Genomic DNA, 16,036 nt, shown 5'->3' with positions numbered 1-16,036 from the left:
CGGCTTTTTTTGTGATCCCTAAATAATTGGGTTTACATGGTCTGCATTTTTTATGGTTAATATTCGTATAAATAATTGAAAATAAATTAATTATGTATATTTTAACATGAAATAATAGGGTTGGATGTAAACCCACTCAGGGTAAATAACTTTTGGCAAAAGCCGGTATGTCGGCGACCGACTCACCCCGCCTACGCTTCGCTGGGCGACCCTCTCTGCGTCTACGCCGCAAAGAGGGTAAAAAACTTTTCCAGACCCTCTTTACCGCTTGCGGTAGAGAGGGTGGTCCAGCGAAGCGCAGACCGGGTGAGTCCATTACCACAGCAATGATTTGCCCAAACATTTGTCATTTTCCTAAGTATGATGGAAGACCTATTTTGGCGAACTTGAACTCACCCTTTTGTCATTAATTGTTAAAACATGCTTAAAAGTGTTAAATCCAAAACCATTATTGGAAAAAATAGGTTTAATTTACAGCTTAATTGATCGGCATATGAAACCTAAATACTTTATAATATTTTCTGCCCTTTTTATTGCAGGCACCGTGAACGCTCAAAGTGTGTTAAAGGGCACCGTTTATGAAGCAGGTAAAAACAACCGGATGCCCAATGTTTTTATAAGGGACGATAACAACAAAAAACAAATAACCATTACAGACGATAAAGGTAATTTTCAAATAAATACCGAAACTGGTCACACACTGATATTTGATTCGCCGGGATATATATCTGATACCTTGTACGTAACTAATCTTACGCCTAAAAAGGTAGAAATGGTAACCAAAACCATTGCCCTGCGCCAGGTTAATATCACCTCAACCAGGCAATCTTTTGATGCGCATAAAGAATATCCCGAGATTTACACACGAAGCAAAGTTTATCCATTGTCGCCATCATCATGGTTTAGTAAAGATGCCCGTGATGCCCGTCGCCTGAAAAAATATTTTAAACGTGAAGAAGAGGAAAGGCATGTTGATGAAGTATTTAATGCTACTTATGTGCAGAGTCTGGTGCCATTGCGTGGTCAGGATCTTGAAAATTTCATGACCCTTTACCGCCCAACTTATGCGTTTCTGAAAAACAATAATGGCGAATCGCTTACGGTGTATATCAACGATTCCTATAAGAAATTTATGGCTTTACCCCCTGATAAACGCACATTGCCAAGTTTACCCAATACCGGTAAAACTTTGCAGTAGGCAGTTGCCAGTTTGCAGTTTGCTTAGCAGTTGAGCATGATATCAATCTACGTAAACGGCCATGTTGCCGGATACGATATTTTGATAAAGCATTTCAATCTGGCTTTTGAGTATACGGTCTTCTGATAGCTCGGGTAACTGGTCAATATCAAAATACTGCACATCAAGCACATCAAAGCCTTTATTTAGGGTTGATGACAATGCCTTGCAATAGAACACCATTTTATATACATAAAACGGTTGCGGAGGGTGTGCGTGCATTTTCTTGTCAAACACCGCGAGCAACCTTTCGGGTACAACGTCAAGCCCGGTTTCTTCCTGAAATTCTTTGATGATCACTTCTTTTGGGCTGTAGCCTATATCGCCCCAGCCACCGGGTAACGACCATTTGCCGTCGGTGCTTTCTCGGGCCAGCAATATTTTGTTGTCGGGAGAGAGCAGGATACCCCTCACATCAACTTTAGCTGTGGGGTAATCGGTAGCCTGCGGAAAAAGTATGTCGATTTTTTCTTCTCCATAACCAGAAACCTGATCCAGCATCTGGGTACTGATGTGCTGTAGTTCGGTGTACCGTTCTATATCATACTCGTTTTTGGCGTAAAGCAGGCCTATATCAGCAATAGATCTTACCTGGGTAATGAGGGTTAAAAGAGAGCTGTTATTCATGGTATAATAAATATGTCATTGCGAGTGCAGCATGACAATCGCATGCGATACAGGGTTCCTCCTCGCAGCAATGACATGATGAAACACGTCATGGGCAACGGGGTGAATTATCTAAAAGGAACTTGCAAAGCCTAAAATAGGTCCTTGGTTCCTCAGGATGGCAAAATGATATGATAAATCCGAGATCGCAATTCTCAAATCCGAAATCAAAAACTACCCCCGGCCTAATAGTTCATCCAGCTTATTACGCTCTGTTTGCAGTTCGCGGGCCAGTTTCTTTTCTTTTTCGTTGGCTTTTGATTTATAAGCTTTGTATTCTTCGTCAAGCTCTTCATACAATTTTGTTCTGTATTTAGCTTCACGACTATGTGCGCCTGAACGGGCAATAACAATGGTGGCTATGGCGCCAAATGCAATAACCAGTCCCCACATCAATAAATTATAGGATGATTTGGTGAGCGAGATACCCAGGAGGTTTATTTCATCGCGTTTGGCGTTTGATTCAGAAAGTGTCTGATCCTTAGTGGTTACATCAGTTTTAAGGCTGTTGATATCTTTTGTTAGCGTTGCGAGCTTTGATTGCGCTTCGGCCAGTTTACGTCTTTCGGTATTCAGCGTATCACGCATGTTCTTCCAAAGAGCCGATGCCAATGGTTCCTGGTAGTGGTATAGTTTACTGATCAGGTATTTATACTGACCATTAAGTGATTTGTCTTTTTCTAATGCCGAATCGGCCGCGGTAGCTTTTGGCAGCGTATATCTGTGGGCCAAAGGATTAACAGGCACTGCTGGTTTTACAGTAGCAGGTTTTATAGTGGCCGGCTTCTGGATGGCTGGTTTTACTGCACCTGTTTTTTTTAAGGTATCCTGGGCAAACCCCGCGCTGATACTGCTAAAAAAAACGACTGTTAAAATACCGATACGGAATAAAAAATGCTTGCTCATTAGATGTAAAATTAGGTATCCTATGTTAACAAAACAGGATATCTATTGGTTTTTATTATAATATCCTGCAGGTTTGTAGGGGCTAATGTAAGGTTTCATACGTAATTTTGCTACTCATGGTTATATTAGCGGCATGAATATAGGTATTATTGGGTTAGGCGACATGGGCCGTTTGTATGCTAAAGCTTTTGCAAATGCTGGCTACACCGTTTGCGGATGCGATTTGCCCGAAAACAGGGACAGACTTGAAACTGAGCTGGCACCATACAAAATAAACATAATGGATAGCGGTAAAGATGTTGCCCGCACCAATGATCTGGTCATTTATTCGGTTGAGGCCGATAAAATGGAGCAGGTAGTGGCCGAGTGCGGTCCGCTGACCAAATATGGCGCTATTGTGGCAGGTCAAACATCTGTAAAACATCCGGAGATAGCCCTTTTTGAAAAATACCTGCCTGCTGATGTTCAGATAGTCACTTTTCATGGTATGCATGGCCCTGGATTTGAACCAGCCGGGCAAACATTGATACTGATACCGCACCGTACCACGCCCGATGCCTACCAGCGGATGTATGACCTGTTTACCGCCATTGGCAGCAATATTGTTGAAATTGCTGATTATCATGAACATGATAAAATTGTAGCTGATACCCAGGCCGTAACCCACGTAGGTTTTGAAAGCATGGGCACCGGATGGAAATCGGCGGGATTTTTTCCATGGGAAAATGACTCTTACGTAGGCGGTATCGACAATGTGAAAATATTGACCATGCTGCGTATATTTAGCTATAAAGCACACGTATATGCCGGTTTGGCTATTTTGAACCCTTACGCCAGACAACAGGTTAAACGCTATGCCGAGTCGGAATCGGAGCTGTTTAAGCTCATGATCAAGGAGGAGGCCAAAACCTTCAGAGAGCGTTTGTACCGGGGCCGCGACTTTGTTTTTCACGAAAGCCGTAAACCCATTATGCTGAATGATGCCGTGATGCGTGAATTTTCCCTGTCGCAGAAACCCGGCCAGCAAAAACCAAATTCGCATTTAAGCATATTGAGTATGGTTGATGCCTGGTACCACCTGGGCGTAAACCCCTATGATAACCTCATTTGCCAAACCCCACCCTTCCGCCTGCGTTTGGGTATTGCCGAATATCTGTTCAAGAACGAAGATCTGCTGGAAGAATCCATCGAGACGGCCTTATATGATAAAGCTATCCGGGGCGACGATCTGGAGTTTCATTCGGCGGTACGAGAGTGGTCGTCTATTATTGGTTATGGCGATATGGAAGGTTACAAAAAACATTTCAACGAGGTGCAGGCTTTTTTTGGCGACCGGCTGGAAGAAGGCAAAAAGCAAAGCGCCGAACTCATCAGAAGATTGATGATGGAATAAGCGGAAAAACTTTTTAAACTTCAAATTTTAACAAATTTCTGGTCGAAAATGGCGCTAAAACAGCTCAAAATTCATTCAAAACCATCGATTTTAAACCTTTTAACAAATTTCAATACGGTTTTAACATGTTTTTGAAACTTTAAAAAGTATTATTATTGACTGTCAGATAAAATATACCAAACGATCGGCTTTTGGCTTAGTGTATACAAATATTCGCAATATCCGGCAAAGATCTATAACCCCTGTAGCGTATGGATAGATCCGGTACGTAATGTATATACATTGCTCTTGTTAAATCAATTAGTTTATGAAAAAAATAAGCCAATGCATCGCCGGTCTGTTGCTTTTATGGATCGTGGTGTCCTGTTCAAAAAATAAAAATCAGACCAAGATCTGTCCGCCTGCACCGGTTGCATTAATATTGCAGGTTGTGAGGTTTCAGATAGTTGATAAAACCAGCGGGCAAGACTTCTTTTTCTCTCCAAACCCTCCCTATGCTTTAACTGATATTAAAATTGTGTTCAGAAACAGCGCAGGTAAATTAGATTCTGTTCCTCCACCGTTGAAAGAAGCGGTGCCTGCCGGATCGCATTTTGTATATCCTGTTCCTTATACCCGGACACTGGATACCTGTTATATCAAAATAAAGAACTTGAAAACAGATACCATGATCAGTACTGTTGCAGCAACTAAAACCGAATGCAGTACCACATATGTTTTAAATAAGGTACAGGTGAACAATAACGCGCCTGTCGCTTATACAAGCGGTAACGTTATCCTTATTAAAAAATGATTCGAATGAGTCTGAAAACTTTTCGAGTTTAATTATTTGCAGGGGATTTATTCAAATTCGATATTATTTCTTTTTTCCGGTATTTTTTATTTATCCAGATCACATAATATAGTTGTTAATTCATCCGGGCGTTGTGTCATTACGTTATGTCCGCAATTAATGGTTTTAACATGCCAGTCGGCGGAATTTTTTAATATTTCGTATTGTTTTTTGAAAGGAGTTCCTTCCCAACCGCTGAGATAAATAAACGTGCGATTACGGATTTGCTCATAACCTCCGGTAAGCTGTAAACTTTGTATGAATGTGGCTAAAGACTGAGGTCGTCTCCTGTTTTCTGATCCCGGCGGAACCGCAACCGTAAAACCATCATTTTCTGCTCCGGATGCAAAAAGATTTCGATAATGATCACTTGTAAGCTTCCAGCAAGAATCGCCATTTTTTGGAATATAAGCGTCGATATAAACAAGTGCGTATATTCTTTCAGGAATTCTATCTGCTACGCCGGTAATAACCATTCCCGCGTAACTATGTCCGCACAATATCACATTGGTAATATCTCTTTCAACTATAAAATCAATTACGAATTGAATGTGTGTGGTCAGGTTAATGATTTTATCTTGTTCAATAGGTTCCGGTTCAAGTCCCGGCAAGGTTAATGAAAAGTATTTCTTGTTAAATTCTTTTAACCTTATAGTTATCGGGTCAAATGCCCATGCCCCATGCCATCCGCCAGGAATAAATAAATATGTTTTTTTTATTTCCATTGATCATCATTACAAAGGGGTAATATAAAATTATAATTATCTCGATAAAAGCATTTTTTTAAAAGTAAAACAAAAGGCCATGCCGCAATACGGCACGGCCTTTATTATATATAATGTCTCGTTAATTATGGCAACGTTGTAAAATTGATGCTTGGCGGCGTGCCTGTAGCTGTGCGTGTAAATGTTTGGTTAAGGGTAACATAATTGGCAAAGAAGCCTCCATTTTGTAAATAAAACTGACTGCCGGAAAGACCGCCGGCATAGTCCATTCTCTGTTGGTTGTTGGCGGTAGCGTCGCCGTCAAAATAGGCGCTGGTTAGCTCGGTCCAGGTACCGGTGGAGCTTTTTACCCATTGATTGCCAAAATTTCCTTTACGGCCCAAGTAGCCATTAGTATCTGTAAAATTCTCTACAAATGAATACAGCCCTGTTAAATAGGTATTGGTAGATGGCCTTAACCAGGAAGTGATGAATTTCCATGAACCAACTTCGGGCGCGTAAAACCAGGACGAAAAGGTAGTATTGCCGGATGCATCGGGTACAGCTTCGGTCAAAAATTTATAGGTAGTACCTGCAACCCAGTTATAGTCCAGGTAAGCCTGTCCGCCTTCGCCTTCACCGGTAAATGTTTTTACTACAACACCGGCACCTGCCCGGGTACTGGTTGTGGTACCGCCGGTTGGGTTCCATACCGAAAACAGGATGCGGCGTTCGCTTGAGGAATTTACCTGCATCCCGAAATATCCCTGGCTAAAGCCGTTAGCCATAAAATAGGAGCCAACCGGATCCTGGCCAACAGGAACGGTAACCTCGTTATAAAACCATTGGGAGTTGGCCGGTGCGGTATAACCTAAGTGAACCGATGGCCCCCTGCGCGACCAGTAAAAATTGGTAGAATCATTAGCATACTGCACATTGGATGCCACCACGGGTCCGCTGATAATGAGGTCGGATACATCGGCATAATAGCCGCCGGTTTTGCTTAAACCTTGAAAATCCACCCGTACATAGCCTGCACTGGTAACATTTACCGTGCCTACATCATAGGTAGTAAAGGCTGAACCGGTCATAGATACATTGAAGGCTACCCCGTTAATGGTCAGTTTAATTACGCTGCTGCCGGATGCCACTTTGGCTTTTACCTTTACGGTTAACGAACCGGTATTGCCTAAACGGAAATAGGCAGAGAAGACACTGTTTGGGTTTGTCCAGTTAGCCAGTGTGGTTGAGGTTACGGTTTCCACTCCACCCGAGGCCAGGGTAGTTACGAAGGCATTACCGCCCATAGAAACCCGGAGCGATGAGCCGCCCAGCGATTGGCTTTTGACGTCGGAAGCCCTGTTGGCGGCTAAACTCTTTTGCGCGTCCTTTTTACAGGAAAATAATACAAGCAGCATAAAACACACCAGATAGTGTAATTGGTTCTTTTTCATAATGTAAAGGTTTGTTAAAATTTTGTCGGTTAATTTTAACTTAAATTATGAAATGGGTAGTTAATCAACTATGTAAAGGCCACGCAAACGTTTGTCAAAAATTTAACCACAAGATAATTTTTATAGGATGTAGAGCAGCATTGGCAAAATAATATTTTACCGATAGGTGCATGGTTTAAAACCGTGCTAAAACGTATTTTAATAAAGCTGGGTAGGTATCCGTAGCAGAGATGTTCAATAACTTTATAGTTTTCAAGTATTTAGGTGGGGAATGAATAGTCACCGCCTTACTAATTTTATTGATCATGTTTTGTAAAACCGCGTTTACAGCAGTAAACCACAACACAAACGTTTGAAATTGTGTTTCAGACGGTTATGTGTCCGAAAAAAAGCCGGGCATAGTGCGATTTCCCTCTTGAGAGGCTACTGTGTGTACACATCTTTTCAATGTACTAATAGACCTGCAAAGTTCAATAGTAACGTACCTACGGCACGTAAACTTCTTTTGATTCTATTTCTACCGACATTAAACCCCTCTGGGGTTTATCAAAAAGATGTGTACACACAGTAGCCCGTGGGGAGGGAATGGAAATGCATGGTGCCTCAGCGTACTTAGTTTATTTCATCATTCAAAAATTATCTGCTTATCACGAAGCGTATTGGCAAAAGCATCATAATTATCAATGTTCATTAATATGGTATTAAATTGTTTACCTGAACCATAAAGCTGATCAATTTGCACTGGTGTTTTAAAGCTAATGAGCAGGCTGCCGCTTGTTTTAATGATGCCTCCTTTAAAATAAAGGCTTTCAGACTGATAATCGTTGGTGATCTTTTTGATGGAGCCAATGTTGCTTAAACTGGTTCTGGCCCTCCAGCGTAAGCCTGTTTGTAAAAGTATATGATCATCGCTTATCTGTACTTTTCGTTTAATAATGGCTGATAGATCGGCAACAATGAAAATAACGCCATATAATGAAAGTATAGTAACAACCATAGCTGCAATATGGCTCCATTTGAGCAGCAGTAAATGAATGGCTGTTACCTCAACCATTATAGCAACAACTAATACACACCAGATGGCAATGTAACCAGCCTCTTTATGTGTGCTAAAAGAAATGCTCTGCTGCAGGCCTGATCTTTCTTTACGCCAGCATAATAAGCCGTATCTTAAAACGGCTAATTCAGATGCTATGACCTTTACCCCTAAAGAGTCGCCCAACGCATCGCCCATAGCCGACCGTAAATTATAAATAGGATCGGCCATAACAGCCTGATGAATCTTGTAAAAAGTCATGAGCTTTTTTATTTTGGTAATGGCATAAATCAGAAAAAGCAATTCAGCCAGTGCCGTCAGTTTTCGTACCTGCAAAATATACTGTTGTTGATGTGCGGGTAGCACCAGGTAAGCTATAACCGAACATATGCTGATAACGATAAGCAGATTTTTTACCGGTTTTTTAAATGGCCTTATAACGATAAAATAATAGAACACCGGGAAAGTAATGATAAAATCGGCGAGCAAACCATCGGCTACTTTATCTTTAATGGTTGAAGGAACAGTATGGAGAATAAGCAGCCCGCCGGTAAAAATGAGCAAAGCAATTGCCGTGATCAGCATGATATTTCGGTTTACTTTTGCAGGATTCGTCATTATCATCAGAAATTTTCTAAATATAAACATTTTCGCTTCTCAGAGTCTTTTGAAAGGACCCCTGAGGTAGCAAAGGAGCTGGGCCCCGTGCGATTCCTTCCGGAGGAGAGGTGGTAAGGATTCAATGGACGTTGCAAACCTGTATCGCTCGTATAAATCCCTCCCTGCCATTACGGCGCAATCCACCGCAGCCCTCCCTTGGGGCTACTGTGTGAACACATCTTTTTCGATGAATTAACAATTAAAAAACTGCTCCGGAGGAGCAAAATGTCAGCAATAATAAAAGTTAACCTCTTTTAGTGCTGTAGGTACTCCACTAACCTGGTTCAAGTCTCTTGATGCGTCATTATTTGACCTGCAAAGTTAAAAAGTGACGTACCTACGGCACGTAAAAATTTCTTTTGATCCTTCTTCTACCGACATTCAGCCCCTACAGGGCATATTAAAAGATGTGTCCACACAGTAGCCGTGGGGAGGGGTTTTTAAGACTTACGAAGTTTTTGAAACTTCGTAAGTCTGATGATCAATATGTCTGCGAGCGACAGCCACCTACTTCGCTGCAAACAAGGTCCATGGATAAGCTTTCATATCCCGCTTTTAGCGCAAGTCTTGTGTGGTTGCCTATGGAGGGCTGACTTGTGCTCTGCTGAGGTCACAAGTCAGCCTTTATACACACACAACTCCACAACACAAGACTTGCGCCAATAGAGGGAGGGGTTTTTAAGACTTACGAAGTTTTTGAAACTTCGTAAGTCTGATGATCAATATGTCTGCGAGCGACAGCCACCTACTTCGCTGCAAACAAGGTCCATGGATAAGCTTTCATATCCCGTAGGTATTTGGCCTGGTAATTATACTCCGGGTGTTGCTTGAAGAAAGGGGCAGCCAGGAAATCGGTTCCGCCCGGATGACCCATGTGTGCCCATAGTTGCATTTTATCGGCCAGAGCGGTTGTGGTCACCTTGCCTTGTACGGCACCCATCGGGAAGTAGGGGCCCTCGCTCCATTCGGGGCAGCCTTTAGGGTCCTGATCAATGTGCCCGTCGATAATGCAGCGGTTAAAGGCGTTTTTACCTTGCAGGGCGTCAAAGGTATCACCCTCAATCATTTTTCCGTTCTCAACATCCAGTTTGCCCTTATAATCCAGGCATACCAGTTTTTCCATGCGGAGCTTGCGGGCATTGGGCGAGGTGGTTTTATCGTTCACATCAAAAGTAGTTTCTGTTTTAATCAGCGCCGGATCACTCGGGAAGTTTGAGCCGATCATGGCCGTATCTTTTGACCGCCATACTTTTACGGTTTTTAATCCGAGCTCCAGTTTGGCTACCTCGTTAGTTTTGGTATCGCCAATGAGCCAGTCGTTGGCATAGCCGCCATTATTATCCGCACTCATGATCCTGATCACATCATCTATATTCTTACTGTATTGTGATGCTTTACGGGCGCGCACAAATTCAGGGGTACGGGTAGTATCGAAACCTTTAAAACCGGTAATGGTGGTTTCGGTAATGAGTATACCATTACTGGTGACCACAAAATCGTCGCCGCTGTGGATAAAGCCCGGCGCGCAGTCCATTAATATATGGTTGCCTTTTTGGGGCACTACATCGGCTATCACATTCCAGCGTTCACCTATAATATAGTCTGTCCAGTTATTATGACCAATTACTATCTTACCGTCCTTAGTATAACGACCGGTAGCTATAAATGCGCTGCAATTGCCGGGGGCTTTGTTATCGCCGCTGCCGGGTTTTATCTTATTCATAAGGCCTGGCACATAATATTGGGCCAGCTCAATGTTGGCATTAAGGGCGGTGATGTCCAATGTATCATATTTAAGGCCGTGAGCTTGCAGGCCCTCGGCTATCCCGCGTATTTCGTCCTGGTATTCCTTATCTATCTTTTTCCATAAGAACCGGGCCGATGCGCTGCGGTAAAATGCCCAGTCTTTTTTACTGCTGTAGGGCAGGTAATAGGCCATCACTTTAAGCAGCGTGTCTATCTCCTTATATAATAGGTATCCATGCTGATAGCCCATATCTGCCGGCGAGCCTTCTATGTGCAGGTAAATCCAGCCGTTTTTATCGGCGCGGCTGGCCTTGCCCATACGGTCATGTGGTTTGGTTTCTGGTTTACAGCTAAAAAGCAGAGAGCAGATGAGTGCGATAGTAATGGTTGGGGTAGTGGCTTTCATGATCAGTAATAGTTTTAAAGAAAGCTCAATTTAATAAAAGAATGTTGAATTGCAGATAGTTAGGTGATCAAAAGTTTAATTCAGCCGGATATTAACCCAGATCAAATTAGAGCAGCGCATTTACAGTTAATATGAGCTTTATTGTTGGCTGTTGTAAAACCAGATTTTGAAAAATTTAAACCCGGGATTTACATTTCAGGAATCTTTAGCCATCATGTTTTTATCATTTCTGAGTAAACTCCAAAAATCATAATTTCGCGACACGTATTAAATACCTTAGGCGCCAGCTAAATACCCGTAAAGCTCTTGTTAAAAATGATTGTGGAAAAATATTAAAAAATAATTCACTAACTATTTGAGAGTTAATACAAAATTCCTATCTTTGCCGTCCCTTTAGGGGAAATAATATGCCTTGAACGAAGCCCTACTGCTTCGATGGGCACAAACAAATTAAAGAAATGTCAGGAATTATTGGTAAAAAAGTAGGAATGACCAGCATTTTCGACGAAACAGGGAAGAATATTCCCTGCACAGTAATCGAAGCTGGCCCTTGCGTGGTAACACAAGTTAGGTCTGTAGATACAGACGGGTATGCTGCTGTACAGCTGGCATATGGCGACAAAAAGGAAAAAAACACTTCTGCGCCTTTAAAAGGTCACTTCCAAAAAGCAGGTACTGCTCCAAAGCGTAAACTTGTTGAATTCAAAACTTTCGAAGACGAAAAAAACTTAGGTGACACTGTTACTGTAGAGATTTTCGCTGCGGGAGATTTTGTGGATGTGGTTGGTACCTCAAAAGGTAAAGGTTTTCAGGGTGTGGTAAAACGTCACGGTTTTGGTGGTGTGGGTATGCAAACTCACGGTCAGCACAATCGTTTACGTGCACCGGGTTCTTTGGGTGCGTCATCATGGCCATCTCGCGTATTTAAAGGTATGCGTATGGCTGGTCAAACCGGAAACGGCCGTGTTAAAGTTCAGAACTTACAAGTTGTGAAAGTTTATGCGGAGCAGAATCTGTTAGTTGTTAAAGGTTCCATCCCAGGAGCTAAGGGTTCATTCGTAATAGTTGATAAATAAGATGGAAGTTAACGTATTAAACGTATCAGGTAAAGAAACAGGTGCCAAGGTGCAGCTTCCTGAGTCGGTATTCGGCATTGAACCCAACGATCACGCGATCTATCTTGATGTAAAGCAGTATTTAGCTAACCAGCGTCAGGGTACACACAAAGCAAAACAGCGTAACGAAATTGCAGGTTCAACCCGCAAATTATATAAACAAAAAGGTACAGGTGGTGCCCGTGCAGGTAGCGTAAAATCTCCGTTGTTTAACGGTGGTGGCCGCGTTTTCGGTCCGCAACCACGCGATTACAGCTTCAAATTAAACAAGAAACTGAAATCACTGGCACGTAAATCAGCTTTATCATACAAAGCAAAAGATAACAACATTTTAGTATTGGAAGATTTTAGCTTCGATAGCATCAAAACTAAAAACTACCTTAAAATGGAGGCTGATCTGAATGTTACTAATGATAAAACATTATTGGTAATTGCAGCCGCTGATAATAACAATGTGTATTTATCAAGCAGAAACCTGAAAAAATCAAAAGTTATTTCGGTTGAGCAGTTGAACACTTATGATGTGTTGAACGCAGGCAAACTGTTATTAACTACAGGTGCTGTTAAAACTTTGGAGGAAGCATTAGCTTAAGTAATTATGGAAATTTTAAAGAAACCCCTACTTACTGAAAAAGTAACTCAATTAACCGAGAAACTTAACCGTTATGCTTTCAAAGTTGATCACAGAGCAAACAAAATTCAGATTAAAGGAGCCATTGAGGCAATGTATGGTGTAAACGTTACGGCGGTAAACACCATGAAATACGTCGGCAAACTTAAAACTCGCAACACTAAGGCAGGCGCCGTTTCAGGCCGTGCTGCAACTTATAAAAAAGCGATCATTACGTTGAAGGACGGTGAAACAATTGATTTTTACAGCAATATATAATTAAGACATGGCAGTAAAGAGATTTAAACCGGTTACACCGGGTACCCGCTTCCGAGTTGATGTATCTAACTCAGATATTACAACAAACGTTCCTGAAAAGTCGTTGGTTGTATCAGCCAACACCAGATCGGGCGGTCGTAACAACAGCGGTAAAATGACTATGCGCTACTTAGGTGGTGGTCATAAACAAGCATACAGGTTAATTGATTTCAAACGTAATAAGTTTGATATCCCGGCAAAAGTTGCCACTATTGAATATGATCCTAACCGTTCTGCACGTATAGCTCTGCTACACTTTGTAGATGGTGAGAAAAGATATATGATAGCTCCGGAAGGCTTAACAGTTGGTACAATAGTTGTATCTGGCGAGACTGCTACTCCAGAGGTTGGTAATACCATGCCTTTGAAAAACATCCCGTTAGGTTCTATCATCCACAACATTGAGTTAAACCCAGGCCAGGGTGGTGTTATTGCCCGCAGCGCCGGTACTTATGCTCAGCTTTCAGCACGCGATGGTAAATATGCTATCATCAAATTGCCTTCAGGCGAAACACGTATGATACTGTCAACTTGTTTGGCAACTATCGGTACCGTTTCAAATGGCGAAAAAGCAAACGCGGTGTTAGGTAAAGCAGGCCGTAACCGTTGGTTGGGCCGCAGACCAAGAGTTCGTGGTGTAGCCATGAACCCGGTAGATCACCCTATGGGTGGTGGTGAGGGTAGAGCCTCAGGTGGTCATCCACGTTCACGTAAAGGTTTATTAGCTAAAGGCTACAAAACCCGTGATAAGAAAAAAGGGTCGGATCGTTATATCATTGAAAGAAGGAAAAAATAATGGCACGTTCAATTAAAAAAGGACCGTATATTGATCATAACCTGGAAAGAAAAGTTCTTACCTTGAATGAATCAAGCAAAAAATCAGTTGTAAAAACATGGTCACGTCGTTCCATGATCTCTCCTGATTTCGTTGGTCATACATTCGCAGTACACAACGGTAATAAATTTATACCTGTGTATGTAACAGAAAACATGGTTGGTCACAAGTTGGGAGAATTTGCTCCAACCCGTACATTCCGCGGTCACGCAGAAAAGAAAAAATAACAGGCAATGGAAGCAACAACAAAAATCAAAAAGTCTGTATTGATCAGGCAACAAAAAGAAGCAGCAAAAGCCCAGGTTGGCGGTGCTTCGGTTGCTAAACTACAGGACTGTCCAACTTCACCACGCAAAATGCGTTTGGTGGTTGATCTTATCCGTGGCGAGAACGTTGAAAAAGCGTTGTACATATTAAAATATACTAACAAAGAAGCTGCTATTCGTGTAGAAAAACTTTTGTTATCAGCCATCAAAAACTGGGAAGCAAAAAACGAAGGCAAACGTGTTGAAGACAGCGCTTTATTTGTTAAAGAAGTTTCGGTAGGTGGCGGCCGTCAGCTAAAAAGGTTACGTCCTGCTCCGCAAGGAAGAGGCTACCGTATACGCAAACGCTCAAACCACGTAACCCTTATTGTGGATAGTAAAAATGATAATAATTAATTTGAAATGGGACAGAAAGCACATCCAATAGGTAACAGGTTAGGAATCATCAGAGGATGGGATTCTAATTGGTTCGGAGGCAACAACTACTCTGACAAATTAGTTGAAGACGAAAAGATCCGCAAATACCTTTCAGCTCGTATAGCTAAAGGTGGGGTATCCAAAGTGGTTATCGAACGCACATTAAAACGCATCACTGTAACTATTCACACTGCCCGTCCGGGTATTGTGATCGGTAAAGGTGGTCAGGAAGTTGACAAGATCAAAGAAGAGTTGAAAAAACTTACCAAAAAGGAAGTTCAGATCAACATATTTGAGATCAAACGTCCTGAGCTTGACGCGCAATTAGTTGCGGAAGGTATCGCGAAACAACTGGAAGCACGTATCTCTTTCCGCCGTGCCATGAAAACTACAATTGCTTCAACCATGAGAATGGGTGCAGAAGGAATCAAGATCATGACATCAGGCCGGTTAGGCGGTGCCGAGATGGCACGTAGCGAACAATACAAAGAAGGAAGAATTCCTTTGCACACTTTCCGTGCAGATATTGACTACGCACTGGCAGAAGCCTTAACTACTTATGGTAAAATAGGTGTTAAAGTATGGATCTGCAAAGGCGAAGTTTACGGAAAGCGTGACTTGTCTCCAAACATCGGCGGCACAAGCAGCAGCAGCGGTAAAGGTGGTCGTCCAGACGGTGCTCCGGCATTCGGCGGACGTGACAACCAACGCGGTGGCGAACGTGGCGGTGAGCGCAGAGGCGACAGGAAACCAGGTGGTGACCGCCGTGGTGGTGGAAACAACAACCGTGGTGGTGGTCAAGGTGGCAACCGTCCGGGTGGCCAAGGCGGCAATCGTCCGGGTGGTCCAGGAAAGAGATAATAATTAAAGTAGAGAAAGATATCGTAACGATATAAAAGCTTAAGAAAATGCTACAGCCAAAAAGAACGAAGTTCAGAAAGATGCAAAAAGGCAGGATGAAAGGTTTAGCCACCCGTGGTGCAGAACTTTCATTCGGATCTTTCGGTATAAAATCACTCGAAGCGGCCTGGATCACCAGCCGCCAGATCGAGGCTGCGCGTATCGCTGTAACACGTTTTATGAAACGTGAAGGCCAGGTATGGATCAGGATATTCCCTGACAAGCCTGTAACCAAAAAACCAGCAGAGGTACGTATGGGTAAAGGTAAAGGTGCTCCAGAATACTGGGTTGCGGTAGTGCGCCCCGGAAGGATCATTTTTGAAGCCGAAGGTGTACCATTGGACGTTGCTAAAGAGGCCTTACGCCTTGCAGCACAAAAACTTCCGGTACAAACCAGATTTATAGTACGTAGAGATTACGTAGAAGCATAAACGGAAAGTTAGTTGAAAAGTTGTAAAGTTTTCATGTTGTGATGTTAGATGCCGAACATTCACCCATCAAAAAAACAATACAGCGTTGAAACTGCGAACAACAA

The 16,036-nt window shown here is 42.5% G+C and carries 17 protein-coding genes; 11 read left to right on the top strand and 6 right to left on the bottom strand.

From position 1 onward, the window contains the following. Positions 1 to 493: 493 nt before the first annotated feature. Positions 494 to 1,198 carry a carboxypeptidase-like regulatory domain-containing protein gene (locus ACNURT_RS22595; protein WP_419699582.1) on the top strand — a complete coding sequence of 235 codons (705 nt, stop codon included), beginning with the start codon at positions 494 to 496 and terminating at the stop codon, positions 1,196 to 1,198. 42 nt (positions 1,199 to 1,240) lie between these two features. On the opposite strand, the gene ACNURT_RS22590 is transcribed toward ACNURT_RS22595, so the two are convergent. Both ACNURT_RS22590 and ACNURT_RS22585 read right to left on the bottom strand, forming a co-directional pair. After that, complete coding sequence (locus ACNURT_RS22590; RefSeq protein ID WP_419699581.1) at positions 1,241 to 1,864, bottom strand: NUDIX hydrolase; 624 nt, start codon at positions 1,862 to 1,864, stop codon at positions 1,241 to 1,243. A gap of 213 nt (positions 1,865 to 2,077) precedes the next feature. Next, positions 2,078 to 2,809: a hypothetical protein gene (locus ACNURT_RS22585; protein ID WP_419699580.1), complete on the bottom strand. Its 732-nt coding sequence runs from the start codon at positions 2,807 to 2,809 to the stop codon at positions 2,078 to 2,080. Positions 2,810 to 2,942: 133 nt separating this feature from the next. Here ACNURT_RS22585 and ACNURT_RS22580 point away from each other — a divergent pair, with 133 nt between their 5' ends. Both ACNURT_RS22580 and ACNURT_RS22575 read left to right on the top strand, forming a co-directional pair. Further along, complete coding sequence (locus ACNURT_RS22580; protein WP_370996285.1) at positions 2,943 to 4,202, top strand: NAD(P)-binding domain-containing protein; 1,260 nt, start codon at positions 2,943 to 2,945, stop codon at positions 4,200 to 4,202. Positions 4,203 to 4,509: 307 nt separating this feature from the next. Next, the gene (locus ACNURT_RS22575; protein WP_419699579.1) at positions 4,510 to 4,995 is read left to right on the top strand and encodes a hypothetical protein; all 486 of its coding nucleotides are present in this window, start codon (positions 4,510 to 4,512) and stop codon (positions 4,993 to 4,995) included. Between the two features lie 86 nt (positions 4,996 to 5,081). On the opposite strand, the gene ACNURT_RS22570 is transcribed toward ACNURT_RS22575, so the two are convergent. The 4 genes from ACNURT_RS22570 to ACNURT_RS22555 form a co-directional block, all read right to left on the bottom strand. Further along, entirely contained in the window at positions 5,082 to 5,759 is a 678-nt protein-coding gene (locus ACNURT_RS22570; protein ID WP_419699578.1) for an alpha/beta fold hydrolase, read from the bottom strand. Between the two features lie 125 nt (positions 5,760 to 5,884). Continuing rightward, positions 5,885 to 7,192, bottom strand: a complete 1,308-nt coding sequence (locus ACNURT_RS22565; RefSeq protein WP_419699577.1) for a DUF3472 domain-containing protein — start codon at positions 7,190 to 7,192, stop codon at positions 5,885 to 5,887. A gap of 625 nt (positions 7,193 to 7,817) precedes the next feature. After that, entirely contained in the window at positions 7,818 to 8,813 is a 996-nt protein-coding gene (locus ACNURT_RS22560; RefSeq protein WP_419699576.1) for a hypothetical protein, read from the bottom strand. A gap of 820 nt (positions 8,814 to 9,633) precedes the next feature. Continuing rightward, positions 9,634 to 11,040: a C45 family autoproteolytic acyltransferase/hydolase gene (locus tag ACNURT_RS22555; RefSeq protein WP_419699575.1), complete on the bottom strand. Its 1,407-nt coding sequence runs from the start codon at positions 11,038 to 11,040 to the stop codon at positions 9,634 to 9,636. A gap of 458 nt (positions 11,041 to 11,498) precedes the next feature. On the opposite strand from ACNURT_RS22555, the gene rplC reads away from it, so the two are divergent. From rplC to rplP, 8 genes are read left to right on the top strand one after another with little or no spacing between them, the layout of a single operon-like run. Then, positions 11,499 to 12,116 carry a 50S ribosomal protein L3 gene (rplC, locus tag ACNURT_RS22550; RefSeq protein ID WP_166095886.1) on the top strand — a complete coding sequence of 206 codons (618 nt, stop codon included), beginning with the start codon at positions 11,499 to 11,501 and terminating at the stop codon, positions 12,114 to 12,116. Between the two features lies 1 nt (position 12,117). Further along, entirely contained in the window at positions 12,118 to 12,747 is a 630-nt protein-coding gene (gene rplD, locus ACNURT_RS22545; protein ID WP_370996290.1) for a 50S ribosomal protein L4, read from the top strand. Between the two features lie 6 nt (positions 12,748 to 12,753). After that, entirely contained in the window at positions 12,754 to 13,044 is a 291-nt protein-coding gene (rplW, locus tag ACNURT_RS22540) for a 50S ribosomal protein L23 (RefSeq protein ID WP_067059752.1), read from the top strand. A 7-nt stretch (positions 13,045 to 13,051) separates the two neighbouring features. Beyond that, complete coding sequence (rplB, locus tag ACNURT_RS22535; protein WP_370996291.1) at positions 13,052 to 13,879, top strand: 50S ribosomal protein L2; 828 nt, start codon at positions 13,052 to 13,054, stop codon at positions 13,877 to 13,879. Further along, entirely contained in the window at positions 13,879 to 14,145 is a 267-nt protein-coding gene (rpsS, locus tag ACNURT_RS22530) for a 30S ribosomal protein S19 (protein ID WP_076377419.1), read from the top strand. The genes rplB and rpsS overlap by 1 nt, the downstream gene beginning before the upstream one ends. A gap of 6 nt (positions 14,146 to 14,151) precedes the next feature. Next, complete coding sequence (rplV, locus tag ACNURT_RS22525) at positions 14,152 to 14,580, top strand: 50S ribosomal protein L22 (protein WP_172337928.1); 429 nt, start codon at positions 14,152 to 14,154, stop codon at positions 14,578 to 14,580. Between the two features lie 6 nt (positions 14,581 to 14,586). Further along, complete coding sequence (gene rpsC / locus ACNURT_RS22520) at positions 14,587 to 15,462, top strand: 30S ribosomal protein S3 (protein WP_090462776.1); 876 nt, start codon at positions 14,587 to 14,589, stop codon at positions 15,460 to 15,462. Positions 15,463 to 15,509: 47 nt separating this feature from the next. Continuing rightward, positions 15,510 to 15,932: a 50S ribosomal protein L16 gene (gene rplP, locus ACNURT_RS22515; protein WP_076377413.1), complete on the top strand. Its 423-nt coding sequence runs from the start codon at positions 15,510 to 15,512 to the stop codon at positions 15,930 to 15,932. Positions 15,933 to 16,036: the final 104 nt, after the last annotated feature.

The sequence above is a fragment of the Mucilaginibacter sp. NFX135 genome (assembly GCF_048565145.1).
Lineage (GTDB): Bacteria > Bacteroidota > Bacteroidia > Sphingobacteriales > Sphingobacteriaceae > Mucilaginibacter.
Note: the sequence above shows the minus strand (reverse complement) of the source record. Positions and strands in the feature narration are given on the sequence as shown.